This is a genomic window from Roseibium marinum, from assembly GCF_002906165.1.
GTDB classification, from domain to species: Bacteria; Pseudomonadota; Alphaproteobacteria; order Rhizobiales; family Stappiaceae; genus Roseibium; species Roseibium marinum.
In genome coordinates, this window is sequence record NZ_PPCN01000019.1 from 1 (window position 1) to 26,821 (window position 26,821).

21 protein-coding genes and 2 pseudogenes are annotated in these 26,821 nt (G+C 57.1%); 11 read left to right on the forward strand and 12 right to left on the reverse strand.

Annotated features, from left to right (window positions below; genetic code table 11):
- Nucleotides 1–382: 382 nt before the first annotated feature.
- Together CLV41_RS25855 and CLV41_RS25860 are read right to left on the reverse strand one after the other, a co-directional pair.
- Complete coding sequence (locus tag CLV41_RS25855) at nucleotides 383–1,495, reverse strand: hypothetical protein (protein ID WP_103225389.1); 1,113 nt, start codon at nucleotides 1,493–1,495, stop codon at nucleotides 383–385.
- A gap of 11 nt (nucleotides 1,496–1,506) precedes the next feature.
- Nucleotides 1,507–3,096 (reverse strand): hypothetical protein, encoded by a 1,590-nt coding sequence (locus CLV41_RS25860; RefSeq protein WP_103225390.1) that lies wholly within the window; start codon nucleotides 3,094–3,096, stop codon nucleotides 1,507–1,509.
- Between the two features lie 363 nt (nucleotides 3,097–3,459).
- On the opposite strand from CLV41_RS25860, the gene CLV41_RS25865 reads away from it, so the two are divergent.
- Complete coding sequence (locus CLV41_RS25865) at nucleotides 3,460–3,666, forward strand: hypothetical protein (RefSeq protein WP_103225391.1); 207 nt, start codon at nucleotides 3,460–3,462, stop codon at nucleotides 3,664–3,666.
- 82 nt (nucleotides 3,667–3,748) lie between these two features.
- Complete coding sequence (locus CLV41_RS25870; RefSeq protein WP_170107323.1) at nucleotides 3,749–5,503, forward strand: peroxidase family protein; 1,755 nt, start codon at nucleotides 3,749–3,751, stop codon at nucleotides 5,501–5,503.
- Between the two features lie 166 nt (nucleotides 5,504–5,669).
- On the opposite strand, the pseudogene CLV41_RS25875 reads toward CLV41_RS25870, so the two are convergent.
- Nucleotides 5,670–6,565, reverse strand: a pseudogene (locus CLV41_RS25875) (IS3 family transposase); the annotation flags it as partial.
- Here CLV41_RS25875 and CLV41_RS27890 point away from each other — a divergent pair.
- Together CLV41_RS27890 and CLV41_RS25880 are read left to right on the forward strand one after the other, a co-directional pair.
- Nucleotides 6,543–6,788 carry a hypothetical protein gene (locus CLV41_RS27890; RefSeq protein ID WP_170107322.1) on the forward strand — a complete coding sequence of 82 codons (246 nt, stop codon included), beginning with the start codon at nucleotides 6,543–6,545 and terminating at the stop codon, nucleotides 6,786–6,788. The pseudogene CLV41_RS25875 and the gene CLV41_RS27890 overlap by 23 nt on opposite strands.
- A gap of 278 nt (nucleotides 6,789–7,066) precedes the next feature.
- Entirely contained in the window at nucleotides 7,067–7,756 is a 690-nt protein-coding gene (locus tag CLV41_RS25880; RefSeq protein WP_103225393.1) for an N-acetylmuramoyl-L-alanine amidase, read from the forward strand.
- Between the two features lie 231 nt (nucleotides 7,757–7,987).
- Here CLV41_RS25880 and CLV41_RS25885 read toward each other — a convergent pair whose 3' ends face one another.
- The gene (locus CLV41_RS25885) at nucleotides 7,988–8,626 is read right to left on the reverse strand and encodes a TIGR02594 family protein (RefSeq protein ID WP_103225394.1); all 639 of its coding nucleotides are present in this window, start codon (nucleotides 8,624–8,626) and stop codon (nucleotides 7,988–7,990) included.
- A 226-nt stretch (nucleotides 8,627–8,852) separates the two neighbouring features.
- Here CLV41_RS25885 and CLV41_RS25890 point away from each other — a divergent pair, with 226 nt between their 5' ends.
- Both CLV41_RS25890 and CLV41_RS25895 read left to right on the forward strand, forming a co-directional pair.
- Complete coding sequence (locus CLV41_RS25890; RefSeq protein ID WP_170107324.1) at nucleotides 8,853–10,196, forward strand: YcaO-like family protein; 1,344 nt, start codon at nucleotides 8,853–8,855, stop codon at nucleotides 10,194–10,196.
- Between the two features lie 66 nt (nucleotides 10,197–10,262).
- Nucleotides 10,263–12,311: a BTAD domain-containing putative transcriptional regulator gene (locus CLV41_RS25895; protein ID WP_103225396.1), complete on the forward strand. Its 2,049-nt coding sequence runs from the start codon at nucleotides 10,263–10,265 to the stop codon at nucleotides 12,309–12,311.
- Between the two features lie 9 nt (nucleotides 12,312–12,320).
- On the opposite strand, the gene CLV41_RS25900 is transcribed toward CLV41_RS25895, so the two are convergent.
- The 4 genes from CLV41_RS25900 to CLV41_RS28315 form a co-directional block, all read right to left on the reverse strand.
- On the reverse strand, nucleotides 12,321–12,722 hold the full coding sequence (locus CLV41_RS25900; protein WP_146048644.1) for a hypothetical protein: 402 nt from the start codon (nucleotides 12,720–12,722) through the stop codon (nucleotides 12,321–12,323).
- Between the two features lie 124 nt (nucleotides 12,723–12,846).
- Nucleotides 12,847–14,661, reverse strand: a complete 1,815-nt coding sequence (locus CLV41_RS25905) for a hypothetical protein (RefSeq protein ID WP_103225398.1) — start codon at nucleotides 14,659–14,661, stop codon at nucleotides 12,847–12,849.
- Between the two features lie 1,155 nt (nucleotides 14,662–15,816).
- Complete coding sequence (locus CLV41_RS25910; protein WP_103225399.1) at nucleotides 15,817–17,616, reverse strand: NAD(P)/FAD-dependent oxidoreductase; 1,800 nt, start codon at nucleotides 17,614–17,616, stop codon at nucleotides 15,817–15,819.
- 49 nt (nucleotides 17,617–17,665) lie between these two features.
- Nucleotides 17,666–17,800: a hypothetical protein gene (locus CLV41_RS28315; protein ID WP_268952707.1), complete on the reverse strand. Its 135-nt coding sequence runs from the start codon at nucleotides 17,798–17,800 to the stop codon at nucleotides 17,666–17,668.
- Nucleotides 17,801–18,226: 426 nt separating this feature from the next.
- Here CLV41_RS28315 and CLV41_RS25915 point away from each other — a divergent pair.
- The 4 genes and pseudogenes from CLV41_RS25915 to CLV41_RS28420 form a co-directional block, all read left to right on the forward strand.
- Nucleotides 18,227–18,946, forward strand: a pseudogene (locus CLV41_RS25915) (IS3 family transposase); the annotation flags it as partial.
- Between the two features lie 203 nt (nucleotides 18,947–19,149).
- Nucleotides 19,150–20,097: a hypothetical protein gene (locus CLV41_RS25920; protein WP_103225400.1), complete on the forward strand. Its 948-nt coding sequence runs from the start codon at nucleotides 19,150–19,152 to the stop codon at nucleotides 20,095–20,097.
- 13 nt (nucleotides 20,098–20,110) lie between these two features.
- Nucleotides 20,111–20,692: a hypothetical protein gene (locus CLV41_RS25925; RefSeq protein ID WP_103225401.1), complete on the forward strand. Its 582-nt coding sequence runs from the start codon at nucleotides 20,111–20,113 to the stop codon at nucleotides 20,690–20,692.
- Between the two features lie 11 nt (nucleotides 20,693–20,703).
- The gene (locus tag CLV41_RS28420) at nucleotides 20,704–21,108 is read left to right on the forward strand and encodes a DUF6636 domain-containing protein (RefSeq protein WP_408014295.1); all 405 of its coding nucleotides are present in this window, start codon (nucleotides 20,704–20,706) and stop codon (nucleotides 21,106–21,108) included.
- A gap of 521 nt (nucleotides 21,109–21,629) precedes the next feature.
- Here the strand turns inward: CLV41_RS28420 and CLV41_RS25930 are convergent.
- Genes CLV41_RS25930 through CLV41_RS25945 form a run of 4 tightly spaced genes read right to left on the reverse strand, consistent with a single transcriptional unit; the run spans nucleotide 21,630 to nucleotide 25,673 of the window.
- Nucleotides 21,630–23,123 carry a tripartite tricarboxylate transporter permease gene (locus CLV41_RS25930; protein WP_103225402.1) on the reverse strand — a complete coding sequence of 498 codons (1,494 nt, stop codon included), beginning with the start codon at nucleotides 23,121–23,123 and terminating at the stop codon, nucleotides 21,630–21,632.
- 16 nt (nucleotides 23,124–23,139) lie between these two features.
- Complete coding sequence (locus tag CLV41_RS25935) at nucleotides 23,140–23,598, reverse strand: tripartite tricarboxylate transporter TctB family protein (protein WP_103225403.1); 459 nt, start codon at nucleotides 23,596–23,598, stop codon at nucleotides 23,140–23,142.
- A gap of 12 nt (nucleotides 23,599–23,610) precedes the next feature.
- A complete protein-coding gene (locus CLV41_RS25940; protein ID WP_146048645.1) occupies nucleotides 23,611–24,699 on the reverse strand; it encodes an enolase C-terminal domain-like protein in 1,089 nt (362 codons plus the stop codon).
- A 5-nt stretch (nucleotides 24,700–24,704) separates the two neighbouring features.
- On the reverse strand, nucleotides 24,705–25,673 hold the full coding sequence (locus CLV41_RS25945) for a tripartite tricarboxylate transporter substrate binding protein (protein ID WP_170107325.1): 969 nt from the start codon (nucleotides 25,671–25,673) through the stop codon (nucleotides 24,705–24,707).
- A 202-nt stretch (nucleotides 25,674–25,875) separates the two neighbouring features.
- Here CLV41_RS25945 and CLV41_RS25950 point away from each other — a divergent pair, with 202 nt between their 5' ends.
- On the forward strand, nucleotides 25,876–26,820 hold the full coding sequence (locus tag CLV41_RS25950) for a hydroxymethylglutaryl-CoA lyase (protein ID WP_103225406.1): 945 nt from the start codon (nucleotides 25,876–25,878) through the stop codon (nucleotides 26,818–26,820).
- Nucleotide 26,821 lies beyond the last annotated feature (1 nt).

Genomic DNA, 26,821 nt, shown 5'->3' on the forward strand with positions numbered 1-26,821 from the left:
CGCCAGTTCCGACACCGTGCGCTCACCCTTCAAGGCCTCCAGCGCAACGCGAGCCTTGAAGCCCGCATCATGGTTCCTGCGTTTCGACATAGTCCAATCTCCTCGTTCATGGAGACCAGCAGACGTCAAATCGTAGCTTCCGTCACTGTCCGATTTTCGGGGAGGTGCTCAATATGGGAGCGATGAAGCTACTTGAGTAACGATCCCCTAATAAAGGCAGATGCCACACCACGGGCGTCGGCGCTTATGGAAAGCCTTCGGGATCTAGGTTATTCGCTGCCGACAGCACTAGCGGACGTAATCGACAATGCTATTACGGCGGGCGCATCCCCAGTTCAAATTCTCGCAAATACCATAGCCAAAGATCCATAAATTGCTGATACTAATAACTAAAGTTAATCTTGACCATGAACTGTTCCTGCCTGCTTTGTGGCAGTTCATGTTTGCGGCCGCTTACGAATTCGACGCCTAGCGATGTTGTCTGGGTTTCGTTCAGGAATAGAGCTGCAGCAGCTGAATAGTGGTTGGTGGTCTCGCCATGCAGGGCGTCCCAGAACTGCAGAGTTTCAGCCGACAGACGAAAACCATTCGGCAATGCCTTTACCTTGTCCTCGTAGACAGCGCCGAGCCGACCTCCAAGCCAAACATAGCCACTGTCTTCGATGGAACTGGAGTTAACAGCGTTGGGAAACGCAAATGCATCCAGAATACCGTTCACCTGAAAAAAGAACTTCCGATTGCTATCCTTCGGTTTGAGGTATGAATTCAGGTATGCGGTCGCGTGGACGGGTGTTACACGCAGTTCGGCGCCGATTGCATGGGTGTCGAAGTTCAGATCCGGCTGATAGTAGCCTGCCAGGTCCCAGATCGTCTGGTCGAAAATGCCTCTTGTCCATGCTTCGGCCTCGACCCCGAAACGGGCAAAACCTTCATGGTTCTGCGTTGAATTCAAGGTGCCGTCGACTTCCGCGAAGACCGCCAGGGCTGCGTCGTCGAGGACATCCTGCATTGTCCGTTGTGCTGGTGGCGTGGCCACTCTCCCAGGCTCGATCAAGACGTATCCAAGGACGCCTTTCAAAGTTCCACTGGAACCACCGTTTTCAAAATCCTCTGTATAGCTGATCGAAGCGCCACCCGACTTCTCCCTGTTTTCAGGACAATCAAGAAACGCAATATTTCTCAGGCTGTCCCGGAGGAACACCCTTTGACTCAGGTCGCACTTAACCGCGTCCGGAAAAAGGGCAGCCTTCACGTCTTCGGTCGGAATCTGGTCCGGATTCCCGCGTTCGCGCTCCAGCTTGTTGAGCGCAAAGAAAACTGAGGCCACGCGATCTTCTGTCCCATAAGGACCAAGATCGTTTCTAAGATTCACCCTTTCCTGGCGTGACAATTTCCCATCGTTATTCTCATCGTAGTCGTCCAGCTCAAATGTCTTCGCGTGTGCGTACGTTGAGACGAACGAGGCAAGCAGGAGAAGTCTTACTTGTTTCAACATGACCAGCTCTCCTATGCGACCACATTAAAACCAAGAGCATCGTAGATCCTGCCAACAGAAACTGCTGCCTGACCGAAGACCTGATCATTTCGAAAATCCTGGCTTTCTGCGATTATCCCGTCCTGTTGGAATTCATGATGGTTACGCACTGCGGCGGCGATAAACCCCCTGGCTGCTATCGGTGCCATGTAGTCCTTGAACTCATGATCTGGCTCGACACCAGTGAAGACTTCGCTTCGCGCTATCAGAGCCCGCTTCAATCGGGGCCAGATATACTGCGTGACTGACACCGTGGTGCCAGGCACGGCCCGTTCCGGGCGAACCCCGACGGCTCCCGGAGTAGCCAGTTGAAAGCCGGCTGAAAAGGGTGCATCTCGCATAGGAAATTGGGGCAGTGCTCGGCTCCGCCACCAGTCGCGCGGCGGGTCAAACGGACCCCAGGGCCCGCGCGGCGGCCACGGAAACGGACCGTGTGGTGGAACCGGCCAGGGGTGCGGCCAGGGTGTCGGACCGCCAGTCGGGCCATCTGGCCAGTCTGGCGGAAGAGACAATTCTCCACGCAGGCCGGACCTGCCACGTGCCGTCGTCGCAAATCTACCCACCTGGACTTCCGAAAGACCAAGCAAATCATCAAGCGTCGCAAGCCGAATGTTAAGACGCTCGGTCACAGAGGTCATGTTGCAGGCGATGGCATGTTCCGCCGAAGGGTTAGGATTAATCTCGCCGGCAAAATGGAGGCCGACAGCGCTTTTACCATCCGATCCGGTCCACACGCTCCCGCTATCCCCGCCACTTGAAAGTTCGAGATTGTCCGGATTACCGGGCTTTTCGGCAACGATCTTGAAACCTCTGATGTTCCTGGGCTCTTCGACTCCCGGACGGACTTCATACAGAATCCGGTAAATCCCTTCCCCGTCGACACGCCCCTTGGTGACACCAGTTGTCCGCCCTGATTTTTGGACAGTTTCCCCCAGGCGGGAATCGCGGACTTCTTCCGGCAGATGATTGATTGCAAACTGGAGTGGGAGCCATGGACGGTCCCCGGTCAACTCTGCGATTGCCGCATCGCCATCCAGACCGAGGATTGAATCTGTCAGACGGGCAACAATGTTCTCCGGGGTCGGCGAAAGGTCATTGGCACCCGGCTGCAATATCGGATCTCCCGCACGTGCGGAAGCGCCTGCCAGCACATGCCAGTTCGAGAGAATTGCCGGCTGGCTGCTTGGTTCGTGAATTACGATCGTTCCGAGCGTTCCCGTACCACTGTCCGGTCGGCCGCATGAAATTCCGCCGACAAGTGTGGGTAGCCAGGCCCGGTGCTCGGTGGCCTGGGTAGATCTTGATGCCCTGTATGGACCCTGGATGACGTCGAGAGGAACGCCGTCTATGTCGCTGGGAAAAACTTCGGTCGCCTCGAGTTCGACCACCGGTATCTTTTCTTCAACATGAATCCGGACACAAAGCTCCTTCGTCGGTTCGTCACCATTCCAGCGGTACCCAACGTCAAACCCGGTGACGTTCTTGCGACGGGAAAACTTTTTCATGGCCAGTTCCATGGCCGCATCAAGCTCTTTTCGGGAAAATTTTTTATTCTCAGACATTGTTCAAACTCCATTTTCTCAAAAAATTCATTGAGGAGAGGCGGGAAACCCCGTCTGTGAAGAACAAGTCCCAGTTGTGATGTGAATCGACCGTGATTCAGAAAATTACGGTATCTGTCGCAATCAGGCTCCCAAGCGACATTGCGATAGCTACTCTCGGAAGTTTTAGGGGGGAGCGGTCAGATAGCTGAACCAGTTCCTGCCCCAGAACTTCCCAGGTATTTTGGAATTAATACCTTGAACAATAAGGAGTTTCTGGCGCAAAGGCTTTTGTTCCACGCGTCGAACCCAATAGATTCACGAACGAATTACGCCTAAGGAAGCAGTTTCCTCCCGTAGCAACACGAAAACGGGAGATTACTTATGGCAGCAATGCAAACCGGCGCACCAACGCAAAAGGTAATTGCTTCAACTGTAGCCGCCGCCTTCACAACCGTCTTGATCGGACTCTTGGACAACTGGATTCCGAGCCTGAACGCCAGCCAATTTAGCAGTGAAGTCGTTGTTATTGTTACTTTTTTTGTCGGCTACATGATGCCCCCATCCATGTCCGACCAAGTCGCGACATAGACGCTTTCAAACTTGGTCGCGAGAGGCAGTCGATACGTCGCTCGCGACAAGTATCCCGACGGCACAATTTATGGAGATTCAAATGCTGTTTATCAAAGGACACGGCTATCAGGTGGTCGCTGATGGCGAAAACGAATGTGGAAATGCGTACTACTCTCAGGCAGCCGCCTGCGGTTTTTGCGGGAACGAAGACTATCCCAGCTGGGAGGACGCAGACTTCAGCAGTTTCGGCTACTTCTTTCCCGGAGCACCACCGGCAAACGCTGACGATACGACGACCGGCGCCTTGGCCCTGCTCGCAGATGCAATGATCGATCAAGCGCCCGCAGTTGACGACAACTCCAACATACCTGCTGTTTTCACCTATATCGGGCAATTCATTGATCACGATATCACGGCCAACACGGACCGGAACACATCCTTTTCGAACATCGATATAAAGACCATCACACCGCTAAACCGTGCAGATATCATCGCAAATATCGCCAACTTGCGAACCGGCCGTCTTGATCTCGACAGTCTGTACGGCGGCGCGGCTGTCCAGGGCGCGTTCGCAAAAAAGTTTACGATTAGCGGATTATTACGGCACCCGGTGTTCAAAGCGAAGCTTCGCATTGGCAAAGACACGACGATCCCCGGTCAGGTTCAGACACCGCCAGATGATCCGGCACGGGATTTGTTGAGGCTCGGCCGCATCTTGCAGGACGGTACTTTGTCGGAAGACGATATTCTGGCGTTGCCGAAAGACCTTCGAGAGCAGTTCACTGACGGAGACGGTAAAGTTAATCCCCGCAGAGCAGTGATTGGCGATGATCGAAACGATGAAAACCTCGCTGTCGCGCAAGTTCATCTCGCCATGGCGCGTTTCCACAACGTGGTCATCGACCATTCCAATTCCATCGGCGGCCCTGGTGGGGACACCAGCGAAGAGGCATTCGAATTCGCCCGCCAACAGGTTCGCTGGCAATATCAATGGCTGATCTTGAATGATTATCTGCCGCGTGTTTGCGATCCGGATGTCGTCGCAAACACAATTCGGGACGGCGCGCCGGTATATTCCGAATTTTTCAAGGCAAACGGCGGAGACACAAACCGCCTTCCGATGCCGCTTGAATTTTCCGTTGCCGGTTTTCGCTTTGGTCATACAATGGCTCGGGCGGATTACGACTGGAACCGCTTCTTCGGCCGGAATGGCGACATCCTTCCCCGCGCCACGTTCCAACAACTCTTTCAGTTCACTGGAAACGGCGACATGCGCGGTGCGCCGACCCTTCCGTCGAACTGGCCTGCGGACTGGTCGCGAATGGCAGACGACAATCCTCCGTTCCCCGATCGTTTCACCCGCAAAATCGACACCCGTTTGTCGCCACCCTTGCTGAACATGGCCAACGCTCCCAATGGCATCCATGCCCGCCTGAAACATCTGGCGGAACGCAATCTGCGACGCGGATTGCTTTTGAACATACCGTCAGCGCAGGCTTGCCTCGATGGTTTCCGAAACGCCGGTGTCGATTTGCCAGCGCTGTCCCGAAACGATTTGGAAGCCGGACCGGGCGGTGCTGTCCTGACTGACACCAATCTGATCGATCAGGTGCCGCTCTGGTACTATGTGCTGCGTGAAGCCGAAGTCCAGCGCGATGGCAAATCCCTCGGCAGCCTCGGCAGCCGTATTGTATCAGAGACCTTAATCGGTCTGGCCGTGTGTGATCCTGCAAGCTACTGGAACACGAAAGGAACAGGGCCCGATAACCGCTGGCATCCCCAGGACAATGTCCGCCCCAAGAATGAAGTGATCAACTCTTTCGCGAAATTGCTCAAGGCGAGCGGCGTTCTTTGATCTGCCATGTCGCCAAGTGTTGGCGCGTGCCTCCCTGCGCCAACACTTCTTCTTTTTTGTTGATGACCCGAGACCCGATTTCCCTCTACTTCTACGCGGAGTCCGTTGGTTGATTGAAGTGCTACCCAACGTGCCCTCGAGGTGGGCTAGAGTTTTCCGGATCAAATCAGGAACACAGGCTGGCTGCGTGTTCTGATTTCATCAGATCCAACGGCACCTTGTTGCCGATGGCACCATGAGGTCTGTGATCGTTGTAGTCCTTGCGCCAATCCTCCAACTTTTTGGCAGCATCCGCAAGGCTGAGGAACCAGTGTGCATTCAGGCACTCCGCCCTGAACCGCCCGTTGAAGGCCTCGATGAAGGCGTTGTCCGTCGGTTTCCCCGGGCGAGAAAAGTCCAGCGTCACGCCGCGCTGGTAGGCCCATAGATCGAGATCCCTGGAGATGAACTCGGAGCCATGATCAACCCGGATCGTCTTCGGATACCCGATCCGGAGGCAGATAGTTTCCAGGGTTCTCACCACATCCTCGCCCCGATAACTGAACCGCGGATCAAGCGCCGGCACATAGCGGGAGAACGTGTCGATCATTGTCAGAACGCGTATCTTCCGACCGGTTGCGAGCTGATCATGCACGAAGTCCATGGCCCAGACATCATTCGGTTCAACAGCTTCCTGCCGGTCTTCCCGGAGCTTTGCCTTCACCCTGCGCTTGGGATGTTTGTTCCTCAGTTTCAAGCCTAACTCATTGTAGATCCTCCGTGTTTTCTTCATGTTGATGAACCAGCCTTCCCGAAGCAACAAAACATGCACGCGTCGGTATCCGAACCGGACGTGCGTCTGGCAAATCTCCCTGATACGCTGTTCCAAAGCGGCCTGGCCGGATCGACGGGATTTGTAGCGATAGGTTGTCGGATCAAACCGGATCACCGCGCACGCACGGCGAATGCACACCGACCAGTCCGACCGCATCTCGTCGACCAGCGTTCTCTTCCGGGCAGGCCTCAGAGCTTTCGTTTGACGATGTCCTGAAGCATCTCCTTGTCGAGAGACAGGTCCGCGACGGCCGAGGAACGGGCGCTCGGTCCGAGGATCATCAATGGTAAGAGCGTCGTCCAGGATGACGACAACTGGCAATGGACCGTCTCGACGCCACATCTGCGGCGGCACCTTCGTGTCACCGAGCCTGTAGGCATCGGGTGCGCGAAGCCGAATCTCTACGGCGTCTACACGAGCGTCCTGGCCTTCCGCGACTGGATGGACAAGACCGTCAAGCCGAAGCTTTGAGCACGCAACCCCGCCACAAGGCCTGTCTTTTCTCCTCCCGCATCAACTGCAGGGGCATTTCTTCGTTTGGGGGATGAGCCGGGCGGCATCTGGCTCAACGCAAAACCGATTCACGCGGGACTCACACAGGGCGCTGTCTACTTGGGACAGATCACAAGAGGGCGTTGCATCCGGACCCGGTGGTCGTTCCGCAAGATCCGGATGACATCGCGGCTTTTGATTAAACAGGGTTGTAAGAGACCTTGGTGCATTGCCTGCAGCAAAAGGGAGTGAGGCAAATGGCAGATCCAAAGACATATCTGTTCGACCTACCCGGCGCCAAACGTCCGTCCAAGGCTACCATAAGGGAAGAATGGTACCCCGGTGTGAAGGACTATTGGGACCGGTCGACGAGCAGCCGGATTTTCGACGCGATCCTCGGGGTCAGAGCAGTGATCATCCACGCAACCGCAGGGCACAACTCGTCCGGCGCGATGTCGGTCATGCGCGACGGCAGGGCAAGCTGGCACTGGCTGGTGGCAGACGAAGACGAGGATGCTCACGGAAGCCACGTGTGGGCCTGCGCGCCCGAAGCGCGGGCCGCCTGGCATGTGCGCAATGCTGTCTCCGATCCGCGCGTCAACGGTGGCGCCAAAAGGGTCAACCACTGGAGCCTGGGCATCGAGATCGTCAATTCCCAGAAGCAGAGCCCGCTGGATCCGTTTTCGGACTGGCAGGTTGCGGAGACGGCACGGATTGTCCGCTATTGCTGGGCAAAGTATCCAAATCTTTCCCAGGTTGTCTCCCATGCCCTGCTCGACCCGTCACGGCGATCGGATCCGGGAACGCATTTCCCTTGGGACAGTTTCAAGGCCCTCGTCCTCGACGGGCCTGCGGAAAAGTCGGTCGAGGAGCTCTTTCCGGGCGTTGCAGCGCTGAGCGAGTTGCCGTCGAGCCGCGGTATTGAGCTGTGCTGCACGGTGACCTGACGCGATGGTCCCGGGCGACGGGACTGTTGCCTTTGAAACCTCGTTACCATGCGAGGAGCGTCGTTGAGGCGGGGAAGGGGAAATTATTGTACCCAAAGATAATTCGGGCTGACAACAGCCTCCCAGAAAGCAGAGACAAAAACTATTCCAGACTTTGTACTTTCCCCGCCTTGACCCCCGGCCTTGTGCCGGGGACTTTCTTTGACACAGTCCGCAGATGTGGTGGAACAGTCAGCAAATCCTCCGGACACTCAGCAGATGATAGGTCGAGCCGTCCTTGGGAAAGCCCCAGATGCCGATCGCGTTCAACTGGCTCGCACCCAGCACGCTGAGGAACGCGCCTTCGTCAGTCCAGAGAAAACCGACATGTCCCTTCCAGGCGAAATCCTTGCGCGCGAACACGGCGATATCGCCGCGCGCGGGAGACGCCGTCTCCTTGCCCCAGCGATACCAAGAACGGGCGGCCCTGTTGCCGGTTCCGGTAAGACCTGTCTTGCCGAGGCACCAGTTGACAAAGGACGAGCACCACGGAATGTCGTCCGGCGAAACGCCAGCGGCCGCCTGGTGAAATTTTTCGAGTTCGGGGTTGGCTATGCCAGGGCCCGAATAGGTCTGAATTCCTCTTTCAAGTTCTTCCACAGCCCAATCGATTGGAGTTGCCGGTCTCGCTTTCGGTGTCACGGCGGACACAGGCTCGTCGCGCGCAAAAACATTTACGGGCATGCCGGGTTCAAAGAGGTCGTATTCTTCAAGATGCGGGTTGACCGCGCTGAATTCCTGAGCGGAAAGCCCGAGGCGGCGAGCGAGTTCGAACCGGTTGATGCTTTCCGAGATGATGTGCGGTTCCGTTCTGGTAACGGCATGTGTCATTTTCAGGCCTCAGTGTTTTTCCAGGTGGTTCAACGGTGCAAAGCGGTAAATCTTATGAGCGGCCAGTTGCATGTGTTCCACGCGGAGCCGGATCCCGGTCTCATATGGGCTGTTTTGCCGGTTCAACGGAAAACCCCGTGAAGGTCATTGGCCTATGGAAGGTGTGAAGCCTGCGTGAATCGCCGATTTCAAGGGAAAAATTCGACGGGATTGAAGGGAGATGACCATGTTGAAGGACCTGCTGCAGAGATCCGCCGCACTTATGGAAGGACAACCGGACAGTGGCGATGCGGGAAGTGAAGACGCGAGACGGTTTCTGGATGCGCTCGGCTACCTGCCGGGTCCCGATAGCCGGAAGCCCGATCCCGAGGAGGACGCGAACCGGCGTGCGCTGATGGCGCTGGCCTGCCGTTGCGACGACCTGTTCACCCTGGACATGCCGCATGCCTCCGGGGCCAGTTTTTTCGGAGCCAAATTCAGTCCGGCCGCCTTTGGCATATCCGGATTCGGTTCAGCGCCGGCAAGTGCCGGCGGACGCGGTGTGTCGCTGAGGGAAGCGTTCGAGAGCTGCCTCGGAGAGGCAGCGGAATATCTGTCCTTCATCGAAAGAAAAGACGACCCGCTCACAATCCTGTCCTCTGCGCAGCCTCCTTCCGTCACGCCTGGAATACCCGAAGACTGGCTTCGAGGTGGTCTGGGCGTCGAACCCGAGGAGAGCCTGGGCCTATACGATCTTGTCGGTGTCCGCTCCCTTTATACCGGTGAGCCCGTCACGCTGCCGCTGGAGCTCGTTCTGAGGCGGCCCGCTCACAAACGGAACGGTGAACGGGCGGCGCACAGCAACGGTGTCGCGTCCGGGGTCACAACATCGGACGCAGTGAGGTCGGGACTTCTGGAACTGATTGAACGGGATGCGATGGTCCTGTGGTGGTATGGCGGCCAGACGCCCCGAACGATCACCAACGGCGCGGCTTGGGGCGAGGAATTCCTGAGCTTCATAACCTGCTGCCGTCCGGCAAGCAGCCGGAACTGCTGGTTTCTGGAATTGACCACGGACATTCAGGTTCCGGTTTTTGCCGCACTCTCCAGCCGGGTCGATGGAAGCCAGGTCGTCGCCGGCTTCGCCGCCGATCAGGACAGTCGCCGTGCGGCGAAGCGGGCCTTTTTGGAGATGTGCCAGATGGAACTTGCGCAGCAGATCTCGGCGGACAAACCATCCTACCTTCCAGACGACCGGTTGTCCGATCAGGATCGGATCTGGATCGAACGTGAAAAACAGTTGTCGCTCGACAATTTTCCGCGCCTGAAAAGAGCAGCGTCGGTCGAGACCCTATCTGCCGTGGCGCGGGGTGGTGAGGCGACCGGTCCCGTTGAAGCAGTTGCGCAGATCGGACTGGAGGCGTTCTGGGTCGACCTGACCAGGCCCGAGGTTGACATCGCTACTGTCAGGACCCTCGTGCCTGGACTGCAGGCAACGGACGCGAGCTGGGTTTCAACTCGGCTTTCGGAGGTCGCGCGCACCAACTGCATTGATCTCGACACGGAGACAGGGCCGGTCGCCCCGTTTTAATTGACTGCACCCAGAAATATAATAGTTTAATAAAATACCAACTATAACGGGTGTGGATCAGGAGTAGTGCTTAATCCAGCTATCGGCCTCAACGGCTCACATATTACTATTAATATCATTGATGGATTTTCGCTTCAGGGCGCGAAGAACACGGGCTATTCTGTCCGAAACCGGAAATCCTGCGGACTTCTTTCTTATCTGGCGCTCAACAGGAACCACCGGGAAACGCGTGAACGGCTGGTCGGACTCCTGTGGAGCGATCGGCCGGAGAAACAGGCCCGCGCCTCGCTCAGGCAAAGCCTCAAGCAGCTGCGCCAGTTCTTCGAGGAATTGCATTATGAAGGCTTCGACACCGGGCATGTGAATGTCACGCTTGATCCACATACCGTGTCAACGGATCTCAGCCGGGTCGTCGACCTGCTTGGCAGAAACGTTGTCAGCGAGCCGTTGCTGCAACTGTCCAACCTTCCGGAGCGCATTCTTTACGGCTTTGAGACGCTCGATCAATCCTTTGCCGCCTGGTTGCATGTCGTCCGGCAGAACTGGAATACGGTTATCGTGACTGAGTTGCGGCGGATCATCGGCGACGTGCATCTGCCGGGAGAAACCGTTCAAGCGGCGGCGGAAGCGTTGCTGCGCATTGACCCGACACATGAGGAAGCCCATCGCAGCACGATCCGCTTTCACGCAAACAACGGCAATACAGCGGCCGCACTCAAGCAGTACAACGAACTCTGGGACATTCTCGACCGCGACTACGACATGGAGCCCGAGCTCGAGACCCAGACCCTGATCGCCGACATCAAGGCCGGCACCTTCACCCCCGCGGCCGTGCTTTCACCGGTTGTTACGACGACAGTGCAAGGCAGTACCGCATCGGAGCCGGCGGTGGCCACGGAAGCCTGGTACCCAACCATCCGGGTGTTTCCATTCCTTGCCGGCGGGATCGACCCTCACGACGCCATGGCAGGTCTCGTGGAGGGGTTCCGGCAGGATCTCATCGCCAGCATGGTGCGCTTCAGGGACTGGATCGTTCTGGACCATGCCCAGCAGGTGCCCGACGAGACCGGCAATGACTGGACGCTGTCCGACCGGAACAAGGGCTACAGCATATCCGGAACCCATTATCAGGACGGCGACGATGTCCATCTGCTGATGACCCTGAAGAACCTGCAGACGAACCGCTATGTCTGGAGCGAGCGCCTGCGCCTGTCACACGACAACTGGTTCGCAGCGCAGCGCGAGTTCATCAAGCGGATGTCGGCCAGCATGAGCATCTATCTCACCGCGCAGCATCTGTCGCAGCAGATCGCGAGCCACGCCCTTCCCAAGGACGCCTACCGGCCCTGGCTGTCGGCCTATCGGATGATCTGGTCGTGGGACCCGCAGAAGCGGGCGGAAGCGGAGGAAATCTTCAAGGGGATTATCGAACGTTTCCCCGATTTTGCCCCGGCCTATAGCGGGCTGGCGTCTATCTGCAACACCGAGCAGGTCATCTATCCCGGTTTCTCGGCCTCGCCGGAGCGTCTCAAGACGGCCAACCATCTTTCGCGGACCGCCGTCGCCCTGGATCCCCTGGACGTGCGCAGCCATATCGCACTGGCATGGTCGAACGGCATGATCGGTCAGCACGATCAGGCGGCGAACCACCATCGACTTGTCTACGATCTCAATCCGAACAACCCGACGACCCTGTTCTCCTGTGCCTGCGGGCTGGCGATGTGCGGGGATCTAGACGCGGCGCGGGACATCGCAGGACAGGCCATGTCGCTGATTTCGTCTGTCAATCCGGTGCAATGGGCCTATCTGACATCGACCCGGTTCGTCTGCGGCGATTATCGCGGCTGTGTGAAGGCGGCCGATAGTTGCGGCGAGGCGCTGCCGATGGTGCCCGGCTTCAAGGCCGCGGCCCTGGGTCTGATCGGCGCGGAAGCCGAAGCGGTTGACGCGGGCGAGCGCTATTTTACCTTCATCCGCGACCGCTGGCAGGGCGAAGCACCCTGCACGCGGGAAAGCGCGGCCCAATGGTTTCTCCAGCACTGCCCGGTGAAAAACAACGCCACCCGCGCCAGGATGCGGGAAGGCCTCGCCAAAGCCGGCCTCCCCACCTCCTGAGACTGCCGCCTACATGCAAAGGTCGATGCAGTAGTCGGCGAGCCGGGCCTTCTGAACCTTTTTGCGCTTCGGATTGTCGATGTCTGGATCGAGCGGCCCTTTGTAGGCGAGGTCGTATTGCGACGGAAATACATATTCTTTCTTTTGCAGATCGATCGCCGTATTGGCATCGTCGAGCATTTTTTTCGTCGGCAGCGTGATGTTCATCTTGCCGTCGATGAGTTCGTGAAAAACAAGTTCGGGTTTGCCGAAATCATCGGGGACGATCGGGCCAATCCCCCTATCATTCAGGATTTCAATGAACCTGTCCCAGTTTAGCGGCCTCGTACCGGGTTTGCGCACCCACTCGTCAACTACTTCTCCGAACAGTTCGTAATTGTTGACTCTAAAAAATGGTTGTTCTGCAGACATTTTGCAATTCCTTTCCGCTTGAGTAAATGTGTTTCGATGGGGTTTGCACTCAGCGCAAAATCGATATCAGCGCAGTAAAATGTTCTATTTTATTCTATGTCGCTTGGCAGAATCGATACTGAAATCAGTGACTACGACGACGCGCAACGAATGCACCGGTTTGGGAATGGAGATACTGTCTCAATAGCAAGATTTCGGCAAAATATTTGTCGAAATCTACCAATCTCAAGTTTGAATGCTCAGCCTCCGAAACAACATCGCGCTGGAGGCGGATCTTGTCCTCAAGTTCCTTTTCCGTATTGCTCAAGGCTGCGATTTGAACAAAGTTGGCCGGATTTGCTGCAAGCAATGTGTCCAGCACGCAAGTCCGAAATTTGAGAAAGTAGTTCACCAGTGCGGTGGAGAGCCGGGAGGTGTCGCTGCCTTCTTCTTTGTTCGGTTCCCGCACATGCACAAACCTGTCGAGCGGAGGTGGCCAGGAAAAAGCTTCCATTCCTTGACCGATCGTTTCGTCGGCAGACGAATGATGACATCCGGCACAGGTAAGCGCTTGAGCGCGCTTCAGCAAATGCGTTTCGTTCATTGTTGGGACTGATCCCGTGAAAGCGATAGCACGCTGCCAAGTGGTGTAGAATTCACCTCGTCTACGCTTAAAGAGTTCATCCATCGGATCCGGTTCCGAGGAATCTTGAAAAGTGAGAAAGTCACGGTCCACTTCGATGGTCCCGAGCGCGTTCACCAGATATGTATCCTTAAACCGACCTGATGGTTGCTTGCGAAAGTCCCTGCATTGCAAAAGGTCATCAGAAACCGACTTGATGGTTGGGCTTTGCAGGTCCGATGCCAATTTTTTGAAGAGATGATCTTTGAATTTTGCACCTAAGGTATTCGGTCCGCGGTCGTTTCTGAATAGCGCCTTGAGTGGGCTGTCTTTCGTCGGAGCAGGCTGGAAACGCATCATTCCCGAAGGATCTTCGTAAACGAGCCATTCTCGAAGTTGCCAGACCAGTGTCTTGGTGCCATCCAAGAGCTCCGTTGTCCGGAAATTGCCGCGGATCTGCCCGAGCGGTGTTCCAGAATGTCCGGCGAGATGATCTGCTCGCATGGCCCGGCTGAAATTACCGGTCGCGGTCGCGTGCATTGTATCATAGAAGAACCTGTTGAGGGTCTCAGCAATCTCCGTCTTTTTCTCTTCTGCCATCGGCGCAGACTGTGCCGCTCGGAAATCTGCCCATTGCCGGGCAAGGATTTGGCACGCAGCAACACGCTCCTGTTTCGTATCCTTTATCTCGGATCCAAAAGGGAATTGCGGCCTGGTCTCAAAGATCAGGAAGAATCGTTTGACGAGCCCTTTTTTGGAATTGCGTCCGTCCGGGTGCTCCGAAACTGGCTTGTCGAAAGAATAGACGATCCGGAACTCGCCGCAATCCTTGAAGTTTTTCGGCGCAAGATCGGGCCGAAAGAACACTGCCGAAAGCCTGAGGGCGTAAGGACTGCCACCGTTGTCGGAACTCCGACTGTCGAGAAGGTCTTGCGGCTGAAGAGTGGCCAGCGGCAGACTTGCCTGCATGCCGGGAAAGTTTGTCGCGCCGAAGCTCATCAGCAGCGATTGCAGGAATTGCTCGGCGTCCGCATCCGTGACGTCCTCGACCGGCCGGTCGCCTCTGAGGATGTGTTTGAGCGTGCTCTTGAACGTGAGACCTGACTGCTTGAGGATCGCCTTGTCGACGATCACCAGTGCTGGGTCCTGCTCGGCCAGTGCCTTCCCAGTTTCTGTGACACTCCAAAGACCAAGAACAAGAGCCGCAGTCGTCACGGTGTGCGTGAAAACGTTTCTTGAAAAATACCTCATCATCCCCCCTGTGCGAAACGAGGTCATCGTCGTGAATGACGTGTGAATCATGCGTGATTCTGCATAGATCTCGCGCTGTGAGGTCATCGTTTTGCCGGGGTCGTGTGAGGGAACACAGGCAGCCACCCTTGTTCGGCCCATCGCGTCTTGGTGTTGAAACCACGGTTCACTTCGCTGACCGAGCGTCCCGACATCGCAACAGTGCAGGCTCACATGCCCAAGAAAGGGATAAATCCTGCGACGTTGAGGCTTCCCACCTTGGCAAGGGGCTCAATAAGCCAAACATCCGAAAAACAGCAGAAATCCGCCATTCATGCCAAGGTGGGAACTCGTTGTGAAAAACGTGTTTCAGTTCCCACCTTGAACTTGCGCAATGTTCAACGTCAAAGGCGAAAAAGTTGCTACCACGGATACTAGGTCGATGTGTGCAAATTTGCCCAAAACAGCAGAATTCTGCCGATTTTTTCAAGGTAGCAACTCGTTACGGAATTCTCTTTGAGTTGCTACCTTAAACTTGCGCAGTCTTTGTTTTCATTGCGCTTTTTCAAATGGCATAATTCAACATCCCGCCGATAACGGTATTTTTCGCCAAGTGAAGTTGCGCGCCCGTTTTCACCTGACCCTGCCAGGAACAGCAGAAAATCGCCAAAAACCGCTTGATCCCACTTAATCCCGGAAACGCCGTTTCTGCCAAGTGAACTTGCGCGTTACAGGTGTAAGTTGTAGCGCGCAAGTTCGTTTGGCAAATCGCGCAACTTTACTTGGCATCCATTTTTTTGCGAATGGAGCTTTTTCGTCATTTGAATTCGCCTTGTTTAATCCTCTTTCATTGGACGTTTAAATATAAAGTTTTGAGAGAGGTCGGGCCGGGGTTTTCTCCGGTAGGTTTTAGTGAAGCAACCGCTTTGCGCCCCCATCTTGGACGCTTGAATTGCGCGTAAAATTTCCCGTAAGCAGTCGTTCGTCGTGACTCGTTCGATCATCCGAGAAGGCGGGAAGCGGACTATTTTAGCATCTCGCGCGCAGGTCTGGCTCTTCCTGCGCGTGAAATCAAAGAAGCACGTGGCAATGTGCGGCCGACCTCATACTGCAATGCGATATTGCGGAATCGAATGATCAATCATTCGACGAGATACTCGATGGCACCAAAGCTCCGTCGCAACGAATGGTCGGGCACGCTGGTTCACCGAAGGCAGTGAAGGTGCGTGCCCGACCTCAAAAGACAGGCCTCAAAACGATTTGTCAGCTCAGGTGGTGGACCTCCTGCAACCCGTAGACAGGTGTCGGGATACCCTCCATCCGCGCCTTGATCTGCAGCGACAGGAACTGCGAGTAGTGGCGCGACTGGTGCAGGTTGCCACCGTGCATCCAGAGGTTCGGCACCTGCGTCGGCTTCCACATGTTGCGCTGTTCGCCTTCCCAGGGCCCCGGATCCTTGGTGGTATCTGAGCCGAGGCCCCAGCATTTGCCAAGGGTATCGGCCGTCTCCTGACCCATCAGGTCCGCCACCCAGCCGTTCATCGAGTTATAGCCGGTGGCGTAGACGATGAGATCGGCGCCGAGATGACTGCCGTCGTCAAGAGTGACCCCGGTCTCGTCGAGCGATACGACTTGGCCACGCTTGAGCTTGATCTCGCCGTCGATGATGAGCTGGCTCGCGCCCACGTCGATGTAATAGCCCGAGCCACGGCGCAGGTATTTCATGAACAGGCCGGACTTGTCATCCCCCCAGTCGAGCCAGAAGCCAGCCTTTTTCAACCCCTCGTAGAACGCAGCATCGCGTTCCTTCATCTGCGCATAGGCCGGGATCTGGAACTCGTGCAGGATCCGATAGGGCAGCGAGGCGAAAATCAGATCGGCCTTTTCTGTCGTCACACCGTTGCGGACCGCTTCCTCGGAGTAAAGTGCACCGAGGCCGATCTCCATCAACGTGTCCGACCGCACGATGTGTGTGGAAGACCGCTGCACCATGGTCACGTCCGCGTCGTGTTCCCAAAGCGCAGCGCAGATGTCATGTGCAGAGTTGTTGGAGCCGATGACGACCACCTTTTTGCCGGTCCACCTGTCCGGGCCTTCGTGTTCCGACGAATGCTGCTGTGCGCCCTTGAACCTGTCCATGCCGGGGAAGGCAGGCATCCGCTTCTTGCCGGACATGCCGGTCGCCATGACAAGTTGCTTGGGACGCAACACGACCTCTTCGCCGTCGCGATCCACCACGACAGTCCATTCCCCCGTCTTCTCGTCAAAGCTGGCGGACTTGGCAGTTGTGCGGCACCAGTAGTTCAGCTCCATCACCTTGGTGTACATTTCCAGCCAGTCACCGATCTTGTCCTTGGGGGCAAATACCGGCCAGTTCTCGGGGAACTTCATGTAAGGCAAATGGTCGTACCAGACCGGGTCGTGCAGGCAGAGCGACTTGTAGCGCTTGCGCCAACTGTCGCCGGGCCGGTCGTTGCGCTCGACGATGATTGTCGGCACGCCGAGTTGGCGCAAGCGGGCGCCGAGCGCGATGCCGCCCTGACCGCCGCCAATGATCACACAGTAAGGCTGGGTTTTATAGCCAAGCTCGGCAGCCTCGCGTTCACGTTCTTCCTTCCAGGTTTCGCGGTTCTTCCCGGCTCCGTGCCTAGCGCCGAGCGGGCGCATGAAGCCCGCCGGCTCCTCATGCCCCTTCAACTCGACCATCGTGGTCAGCAGGGTCCAGATCTTGCCGTCCTTCAGTCGCATAAGACCATGGCCCCGCGCCATTTCGGTCTCGAACTGGATCCAGGCGGTGGTGACGCCATCGTCCTCGGTGGGGATCTCGCCCTCGGCCAGTTGCCAGTTGCTGGGCTTGGTCGTGGCCAGCTGGTGCTTCAGCATGTCCTCGACCTGGTCCTTGCCCTCGACCGTCTTGACATTCCAGGTGAACGTCACAAGGTCGCGCCAATAGCAATCGTCCAGGAACATATCCCGCGCTTTGGCAATGTCATTTTGAGTCAGCGCGGCGCCGAAACCGTCCAAAAAAGCCTGTGTCCAGCCGGCAACAGTCGTATTGAGCATGTGCTCCTCCCTTTTCGTTTTTGGTGTTGGTCCTCCGGCATCACGATTATCAAGGGGAAGCGCCGGCAGGTAACGGCATCTGGTCCTGACACAGGGCAAATGTGGATGCCCCTCGCGCGGACGTTGCGCGTGCAACGGCGCGCAGCACACGGTCGATTTCGTCGACATGTTCGAGATCAAGCATCGCGTCCTCCCAACGGTTGCCCGCAGTCAGGATAGCGCGTTGACCGGATCAGCGCCATGCCCGCATAAAGGTGGTCGGCCATAACCAAAAACCGAACTGTCCCCTCCCTGCCCCATTCAAGACATTTGTAAAAGAGCTGTATTCGACCATTCTCCTCCCAATACGTCGCACGTGCATTGATCTGCAATTCGCGCTAATTGCCGGAAATCCAGACTGTTGGCAGATAGGCTTGGCAGGCACGGCCTCCAACATCGACTTGGCAAACTCGGCACAAAAACGTCTCGACAACGGTAAAGCAGTTCAGGGTTTACGGCTTTCCAGTTCACGGCCAAAGGAGGTGTCCAATAGTTTTATTCCAAGTCATCGAGCCACCCCTCGCTCTTTGCCTGTTCCACGATTTCCCATCTGTGCTGACGGAACACGGCCGCCTGGCTGAAAGAGAGCGGCAAGGTCTATGGATATCGCAAGCTTCATGACGATCTGCTCGATCAGGGGGAGACGTGCAGCCTGAACCGTGTCGCACGTCTTGCCAGTCTGGCCGGGCTCAAGGCTGAGATCGGATACAAGCGGCGGCCCGGCGGTTATGGCGGCCGACCGTCATTGGTCATCGACAACACATTGGGCCGACAGTTCGATGTGGATGCCCTCGACAGGGTCTGGGTAACAGACATCACCTACATCAGGACACTGGAAGGCTTTGCCTATCTGGCCGTCGTGATCGACCTCTTTTCTCGCCGCGTCGTCGGCTGGTCGATGCAGAGCCGTCAAACCACGGATGTCGTATTGCAGGCCCTGCTCATGGCCGTATGGCAGCGGAAACCGAAACACAAGGTTCTGGTCCACTCGGACCAGGGCTCCCGGTTCACAAGCATGGACCGGGCTTCGTTCCTCAAGGCTCACAACCTCGAACATTCCATGAGCCGGCGCGGGAACTGCCACGACAACGCTGTTGCCGAAAGCTTCTTCAACCTGTTGAAGCGCGAGCGAATACGGCGCCGGGCCTACAAGACCCACGTCGAAGCCAGGCAGGATGTGTTCGACTACATCGAGATGTTCTACAATCCAAAGCGGAAGCACGCCAGGAACGGGATGCTATCACCCGTCGGGTTCGAACGGCGGCAGAAAATGAACTCCGAAGGCGTCTAGTAAACGCGGGGCTATTCATTCCGCAAAGATAGCTTGGAACCGAACGTGTGATACAGAGCACATACAGCGCCTTCTGCCGACGGCTATGAATTTCAAAATCACCCACGCGCACTTCTAAGGGAAATTGGATTTTTTGCTTTCCGTTGTCAGAACAACCGGCAACATCGACATCATTTTTTTAAGAATGACTTCCTGGAGAGAATATGAAGATTTCAAAAGCGCTTATCCCGTTGACCTTGTTTTGCGCCAGCTTTCACATTCCCGCGAATGCGCAAATGATAGATGCCAAAAAACCGGTTTCAGGTGATCCGCTGATCGACCACCGGATCGATAACTGCGAAGGCACGAAAGGCTTCGGCTGGTTGAAGTATGACCCATCCGGAAAAGTTCAGTTAAGCGATCTATGTCTGAATGAGGAAACCGGAACGGTTGTCGCCGCCGAAACCCTGACTGATCTCGAGCTGACGGCAAAAAGTAGAAATGGCCGCAAATTCGAGGATCTCGCCTCCGGCGCGAGTGAGTATCAAAGGGATCGGATTGAAATAACCGGAGACCAGAATGCACCGGGCTGTACTCAGGACAACGTGGAAAGTTTGCAATTCTGGGTAAACAATTCCTCGGTAAAACAGGTGCAGGGTGAAAGAACGGCATGGATCCACGGGTATACCGTTCCAGCGACAAGCGCCAAACCAATGAAGCCGACAGCTAAACTCGTGTTCGGGTTACGGAACATCACTCAAACGGATACCGGTTCGAATACATTCCCGAACGGACTTATCAAGAACGGAGACGGGGACATTTATGGCGACGCGTCTTTTTCTGACACCGATGGTTCCGTTTCCCTGACTGAGGGCGGCGGATACAACTACGGAGAAGTTGGTGGCGAACTGTCCGTCATATTCCCGGGCAACGGTGAGTTCACAATGAGTGGTTCCTTTGTTGTCAAAAACCAGCGGCTGAAAGGTCACGAAGCCAATGAGATGATCCAGATCTCTGGCGACATTGTTTATTTTCGTGGACATGTTCTGGGATCCAGCGGCGAACAACTTCTCGGGTATGGCATCGTGAAGGGTAAACTTCTGGATGCCAGCGGAAGAGTTCACAGCTACCGATCAACCGCTTACGTCATCAGTTGCATGTCATTCGAGTGAATTGGAGGGTTTGGTGCTGTTTCTACGCGTGACTCTGATTGTTTCAATCTCAATACCCGTTCTCATCGGGACCGTTTTTAATGCTCGAGCGGACGCCGGGATTACCGATCTTTGGCAGCGGTATTTGAAGAACTGCGGCAGCCTCATGATCAGCAAGGAGGCCATGTTTGCGGATTTTCCGATCAAGGAAGCGGGACATGTGCTCGGTGTTTCCGAAGCCGGGACAAGGCTGGCGTATGGCTGGGCTTCCTCGGATTACAGTGAATCCGGAGCAGTGGAGGTTTCCTTTGGCCCTGATGTGATGTCTGTCAGTTGCACTGTTGGCATAAGCCCCAGCCAAGCCAATATCGATCCTGTCTCGGAGGCGGTAAAGCTGAAAGAACACATTGCGACCAATGAGCGCCTTTCTTTTGACGGCGGCCAAATGCTACATTTGTCGGATAACCCCCAAATGGTACAGAACTTTACTGGCGGCGGGGTGGCGCTGTCTTTCAATGTTTATGGCGCTTTCGAGGATCCCCAAATTATCTCTATCGTAGACATTAAAAAAACCTACGTGACGATTTTCAATATGTATGTAACCAAGATCGATTGAGGAGTTGATTTTTGAGAAACATTCTTCTGGCGCTTTGCCTGCTTATTCCAACCTCCGTCAAGGCGGACGGGTTGGGTTTCATGACACCCTCAAAAAACATCTACTGCAACGGAGGGGTTACTGGCGGCGGTCATTTGTATTGCACGATCATCAATCGCGGCGGCCCTATACCTCTTCCGAAACCGGCTTCGTGTAACGGATATTGGGGGCATGAGTTTTACATTGAAGCGTCTGGCAACGTGAAAATGATTTGCAGCCAACGACTCGAATCCGTGGACTACACGGACATCGCTCACTACGGAGTGTCCGGTGAATTCGGCAGCGTGAACTGTCGTTCAGAAAGAACCGGGTTCACATGTTCCAACGCCGACGGCCACGGGTTCTTTTTGTCCCGCCGGAAACAGCTCGTGTTTTAATGCTCGGTTTTGGGAAGGCTCTTAATATGTTGAAAGCGATTTACACCGCCTCTGTGATATTTGCATTTTCGGAGTAGTTCTCAAGTGGCGCAGACGCATGGTTTCTCATGGCAAGAGTGATCCATCAAGCTGCCCTCAATGACTTGAAAGATCAATGAGTTGGGTCGACGAGGTAGCCTGCCGAACAAGTCCTCTGGCAGAGGTCTAGGATTTCGCAAGCGATCCGATCGTTATGCACAGCGGCGTTTTTCCCAGCCCATTTTACTCCAACCGACTCCCTGTAGGCCGGGCGTCCTCAGCCTCTGGAAGTTATTCAATGAAATCAAATCGATCCGCCCTTACCCTACGGATGATCGCAGCTTATTGCGAGAACGCCTGCAGCCATTCTTTTCGTCGCAGGAAGTCGAAAGATTTCGGCCCGCAGATCATCTCCCCGCGGCCGCGCCGGCGCTGTTAATGCCTGCACGTTCCAGGACCCGCCCTCCCCGATTCAGAGCAGGTGAAGCGCCGTCACACTTGGCTCATGCCGCCTGCTTTGCTTTCGCCTTGCGGTGCGACAGCACACCCCAGACAAGCATGATCGCCGCCAGACCCAGAACAACCGCGCTGACCGGCCTTTCGACGAATGTCGCAAGGTCGCCGCGCGACAGGAGCAGCGCCCGGCGGAAGTGTTCTTCCATCATCGGCCCCAGAACAAATCCGAGGAGCAGCGGGGCCGCCGGAAAATTCAGCCAGCGCATCAGGATCCCGAGAACTCCGAACCCCGCCACCAGCCAGATGTCGAAGGTGTTGTTGTGCAGGCTCAGCGTGCCGATGGCGATGAACATCAGGATCGCCGGGTAGAGAAACCGGTTCGGTACGAGAAGCAGCCGGACCCACAGGCCGATCATCGGAATATTGAGGATGAGGAGGATCAGGTTGCCTATCCAGAAACTCATGATCAGGCCCCAGAAAAGCTCCGGCTGATCGGACAGGAGCTTCGGCCCGGGAGCGATGCCGTGAATGGTGAGAGCCCCCAGCATCAGCGCCATGGCGGCGCTGCCCGGGATGCCCAGTGTCAGCGTGGGGACGAAAGCGGTCTGATCGGCGGCGTTGTTGGCCGATTCCGGCGCGGTGATGCCCTCGATGGCGCCCTTGCCGAAGCGCTCCGGCGTGGTCGAAATGCGTTTTTCCAGCGCGTAGGCGAAGAACGATGCCACAGAAGGGCCTGTTCCGGGAAGCGCGCCGAAAAATGAACCGACCGCGCTGCCGCGCAGCATCGGCAGCAGTGAGCGGAGGACTTCCTCCCTGGACAGTTTCATCGACCACAGGGAGACGCTCTTGCGGTCGAAACGCCGGGCGGCGCCGGTCTGTGCGTTGCTCACCACTTCGGCAATGCCGAACATGCCCATCGCCAACGGAATGAGCCCGATGCCGTTCGACATTTCGAGGATGTTGAAGGTCAGCCGCTCGTCTCCGGTGTAAAGATCGATCCCCACCGTTCCGAAAACAATGCCGAGCACAACCATGGCCAGCGCCTTTGCGACAGGTCCGTCGCTCACAGCGCTGGCGGCCACCAGCCCGAGGATCATGAGCGAGAAATATTCCGCCGAGCCGAAACCGAGAGCGTAGGCAGCGATTGTCGGCGCAAAGATCATGAGCAGCAGGATGCCGACCATGCCGCCGAAAAAGGACGCGACGGAGGTCATGAAGAGAGCGGCCGCCCCCCGTCCCTGGAGCGCCATCGGATGACCGTCGAGGCAGGAGACGGCCGAGGAGGTCGTTCCGGGAATATTGACCAGGATCGCGGCCGTCGACCCACCGTAGCCGGTTCCGTACCAGATCCCGGCGAGCATGATGATCGAAGTCGCCGGGTCGAGGTGATAGGTCAGCGGCAGCAGCATGGAAATGGCTGTCAGCGGCCCTATGCCGGGGATCACGCCCACCAGCGTTCCAAGGAAGACGCCGACGAAGCAGTAGCCCAGGGTCATCGGCGTCAGGGCGGTTTCCAGCCCGAGGAGAATATTGTTCAGCATATTTGTCTCCAGCCGCCTACCAGGGCCATGCCAGCATCTTGAGGCCCAGTGAAAGACCGAGGCCGAAGATGAGCCAGGCAAGCGCGCACAGAACCACCGTCACGATGAGAAGCTCGCCGAGGGAGGGCCGTTGCGGACCGGCCAGACTCGCGAGCACCACCATGGCCGCAATTGCGGGAAAGAGGCCGAAGGACTCGCATAGGAGCGCGAAGGCGGCGACAGCCAGCAGGACAAAGATCGACGCACGCACTGGCGGCAGCGATACCCGGCCGGGCCTGATGCCGCGCAGGAAGGCAGGCAGCAGGATTGCGAGGCTGAGCCCCGCGAGGGAAAGACCCGCCAGCATCGGGTAGAGCCCGGTGCCCATCCGGCGCAGGCTGCCGAGGTCGTAGCTGAGGTAACAATGTGTCGCGAGAGCGATTCCCGCAACGAACAGCAAAGCACCGCCGATAATATCCTTGCGTGCCTCATCCATGGTTCTTTTCCTTCATGTCGCCTTTGCATCGGCTGCGAACTCGAGATGCTGCGCGGCGATGGAATCAAGAGTTTCTCTGTCGAGCCGCTCCGCAATCCGGCCCGACACCGGTTCAACGGTGCCGTCCCGGATGGCCGGGAGCGGAGCAACCTGAGCGGAAAGCCCGCGGTGAAAATCAATTTCGTGCGGGTGGGCAAGTCCTTCGGGAAGGCTCTGTGCGAAAGCGATCTGGGCGGCGGCTCCAAGGGCACTTTCCGAATAGGTTCCGTCGCAGACACGGCCGCCGTTCGCGGCGACCGCCGTGGCCACCTCCCTGGCTTCGCTCACACCGATGCGGTTCGGCTTGGCGGAGGCATGCAGCAGACCGCGATCCGCGAAAGCCCGAACCCACCTGGCCCCGTCCATCGCCTTGTCGACCAGTACAGGGACATCGAAGGAAGCGCAGGCCGCCCCGGTCACCGCGTCCGGAAGCAGCGGAACGGGGTCTTCCAGGAAACTCAGGGTCATTTCCCGCGCCAGCGCGAAAAGCGCGGGAAGATCCTCAAGCGAGTACGAGCTGTTGGCATCTCCGGACAGTTCCGTTTCCGTGCCGAGTTCGCGGCGAAGTGCCGCCAGCACGGCTGCATCCTGCGATATTCCCTGTCCAAGCTTCACCTTGAAGGCGTTGATACCGGTTTCCTCGCGAACCTTGAGGGCGGCCTCGGCTGCGGCGTCCGGTGCCATTCGGGTCAGCACGGAGGCAACGCGTATCGGGCCGCCTTTCGGCGCGGGCGCACCGAGGTCATGCCATGCGTTGTCGCAAAGTGCCTTCAAGGCCGTCATTCCGCGAATGCCCGACAGTCTGGGCATCAGCGGCTCGCCGGCCTCCAGCCCAACCAGGAGCGGCCAGGCCAGTTGCCGGAAAGCGTTGATCATCAGGTCCTGCGTAAAGCCGTTCCAGGCCGGCCGGCAGGTGATTTCGGCAGCTCCGCAGCGTCCCTCGTCATCCTGCAGCAGCAGGATCACATATGGCACGCTGGCTTCCGCCCCGCCCGCCGTCCATTCCACGGCATTGCGGAGCGGAAGCCGGAGCTTCCAGAGTTCGGCTCGCACGAGTGGCACAGGCGCTACTGCGACGTTTCCACAGCGGCATCGACCAACGCTTTCCAGTGGCCGATGTTCGCGTCGAGATAACTCTTGATGGCCGCGCCGTCCGCGAAAACCGGGGCAATGCCCAAGCCGTTGAGGGTGTCCCGGTAACGCTCGCGGGAGACGGCTTCCCTGATCGCGGCTTCCAGCGTCTGGACGATATCGTCGGGCGTATCCTTGTGAACGGTGATGACGGAAGGCGTTGCAACGGTCACCATGTCGATGCCGAGCTCCTTGACCGTTTTCACATCCGGCAGAAGATCGTCCCCCTGGTCGGAGGCGAAGGCGAGAACGCGGATCTCGTCCTCGAAGCCGAGGACATTGGAGGTCGACAGCAGGGCGAAATCGATATGCCCGCCCAGCAGGGCGGCTGTCGTCTTCGAACTCCCCTTGTAAGGCACGTCGAGCGCTTCGGTACCTGTTGCGGCGAGCAGCGAGGAACCGTTGACGAAATGGAAGCCACCCCGGCCGGTATGTCCCCAGGCGATTGCTCCCGGGTCGGCTTTCATCGCCTCAACGAGATCATCCAGCGTTTGATAGGGACTGTCGGCCTTCACCGCGATCGCGGACTGGATCAGAGCCATCTGCGCCACAAACCGAAGGTCGTTCAGCGCATCGACGGTCTGTTCCTTCATGAGGCCGCCAAGCATGAGAGTGCCCAGGGACTGATGACCAAGCGTATATCCGTCGGGCTTGCCCGTGACCAGCGCCTTGGCGGCGACATATCCCCCCGCGCCGGTCTTTTGTACCGGCACCACGGATTGCCCGAGAATATCTTCCAGTTCCACCGCAAGGGTCCGGGCAACCTGGTCGTTGCCGCCTCCGGCGGAGAAGGGGATCAGTATCTCGATGTCATGGTCGGGATAGCCCTCGGCCATGACCCCGTTCGCGGTCATGACAAGACCCATGACCCCTCCGAAAATTCCCAGAACCGACCGTCTGTTCATCTTAATCCTCCCAGATTTGACGAGTTCATAGTTATGAAGATCACTGAATTTGTTGATATTTTCAACGAATTTTTCCGGCGAGATGAGGAGAATCTCAGCGATCCTCATATAACCTATTGGAATTTATGCGGGTTTTCATACGTTATTTTTTGTTGCATAGATGTTTTAGATCGTTCATAAACACAACAAATGGGAGGAACCAGTGACGAAAGACATCGTCATATGCGAGTGCTTTGCTCGCGACGGTCTGCAGCATGAAACGCAGATACCGTCCACGGCAGACAAGTTTCGGCTTCTGGAAATGTTTGCCGACGCGGGCTTTCACAGGATCGAGGCGACCAGCTATTCGCATCCCCGCCATGTGCCGGGTTTCGCCGATGCGTCGGAATTGCTGCGGCGCTTGCCTCGCCGGCCGGGTGTCCGCTACAAGGCGACCTGCCCGAACCCCCGCGCCGTCGAGCGGGCGCTCGCGGACCTGGAAGCCGGGCACGGTGCGGAGGAGTTGAGCCTCCTGGTCTCGGCGACCGAAACCCATACACAGCGAAATCTGAAAACCGGGCGGGAAGAGCAGTGGCGCCGCGTCGAGGAAATGGCGCGGATGGCGCAGGGGCGTTTCCGCCTTGTCGGCGTCATCTCTATGGCGCTCGGCTGTCCGTTCGAGGGTGAGGTCGATCCCGGGCGCGTGGTGGCGGATGCCGCCCGATTTGCCGATCTCGGCGCGGAGCTGGTCACGATCGGAGACACAATCGGCAGCGGATCCCCCTCAACGGTCAAGGCGCTGTTCCGCAGGCTGCTCGAGGAGGTTCCCCGGATCGCGCCGGTCGCGCATTTCCATGATACGCGCGGCACGGGCATCGCCAATTGCATCGCCGCGCTCGAGGCGGGTGCGACCTATTTCGACAGTGCCATGGGCGGCGTCGGTGGTCATCCTGCACGGATCACCTATGGCTCGGGGGATACGGGCAACGTGGCGAGCGAAGACCTCGTGACCCTTTTCGAGGCCGAAGGGCTGACGCACGGCATCGACCTGGACGCGATGATGCGCGCCTCCGAAGCCTGCGAAACCGCATTGGGGCGCACGCTCCTGTCCCGCGTGGCGCGGACAGGGCTCTGGCGCGACCCCGAACTGAACAAGGAGACTATCTGAC

Coding starts and splice junctions, on each gene's coding strand:
- CLV41_RS25855 (WP_103225389.1), bottom strand. CDS start 1,495: ATGTTGAAACAAGTAAGACTTCTCCTGCTTGCCTCGTTCGTCTCAACG.
- CLV41_RS25860 (WP_103225390.1), bottom strand. CDS start 3,096: ATGTCTGAGAATAAAAAATTTTCCCGAAAAGAGCTTGATGCGGCCATG.
- CLV41_RS25865 (WP_103225391.1), top strand. CDS start 3,460: ATGGCAGCAATGCAAACCGGCGCACCAACGCAAAAGGTAATTGCTTCA.
- CLV41_RS25870 (WP_170107323.1), top strand. CDS start 3,749: ATGCTGTTTATCAAAGGACACGGCTATCAGGTGGTCGCTGATGGCGAA.
- CLV41_RS25880 (WP_103225393.1), top strand. CDS start 7,067: ATGGCAGATCCAAAGACATATCTGTTCGACCTACCCGGCGCCAAACGT.
- CLV41_RS25885 (WP_103225394.1), bottom strand. CDS start 8,626: ATGACACATGCCGTTACCAGAACGGAACCGCACATCATCTCGGAAAGC.
- CLV41_RS25890 (WP_170107324.1), top strand. CDS start 8,853: ATGTTGAAGGACCTGCTGCAGAGATCCGCCGCACTTATGGAAGGACAA.
- CLV41_RS25900 (WP_146048644.1), bottom strand. CDS start 12,722: ATGTCTGCAGAACAACCATTTTTTAGAGTCAACAATTACGAACTGTTC.
- CLV41_RS25905 (WP_103225398.1), bottom strand. CDS start 14,661: ATGACCTCACAGCGCGAGATCTATGCAGAATCACGCATGATTCACACG.
- CLV41_RS25910 (WP_103225399.1), bottom strand. CDS start 17,616: ATGCTCAATACGACTGTTGCCGGCTGGACACAGGCTTTTTTGGACGGT.
- CLV41_RS28315 (WP_268952707.1), bottom strand. CDS start 17,800: ATGCTTGATCTCGAACATGTCGACGAAATCGACCGTGTGCTGCGCGCC.
- CLV41_RS25920 (WP_103225400.1), top strand. CDS start 19,150: ATGAAGATTTCAAAAGCGCTTATCCCGTTGACCTTGTTTTGCGCCAGC.
- CLV41_RS25930 (WP_103225402.1), bottom strand. CDS start 23,123: ATGCTGAACAATATTCTCCTCGGGCTGGAAACCGCCCTGACGCCGATG.
- CLV41_RS25935 (WP_103225403.1), bottom strand. CDS start 23,598: ATGGATGAGGCACGCAAGGATATTATCGGCGGTGCTTTGCTGTTCGTT.
- CLV41_RS25945 (WP_170107325.1), bottom strand. CDS start 25,673: ATGAACAGACGGTCGGTTCTGGGAATTTTCGGAGGGGTCATGGGTCTT.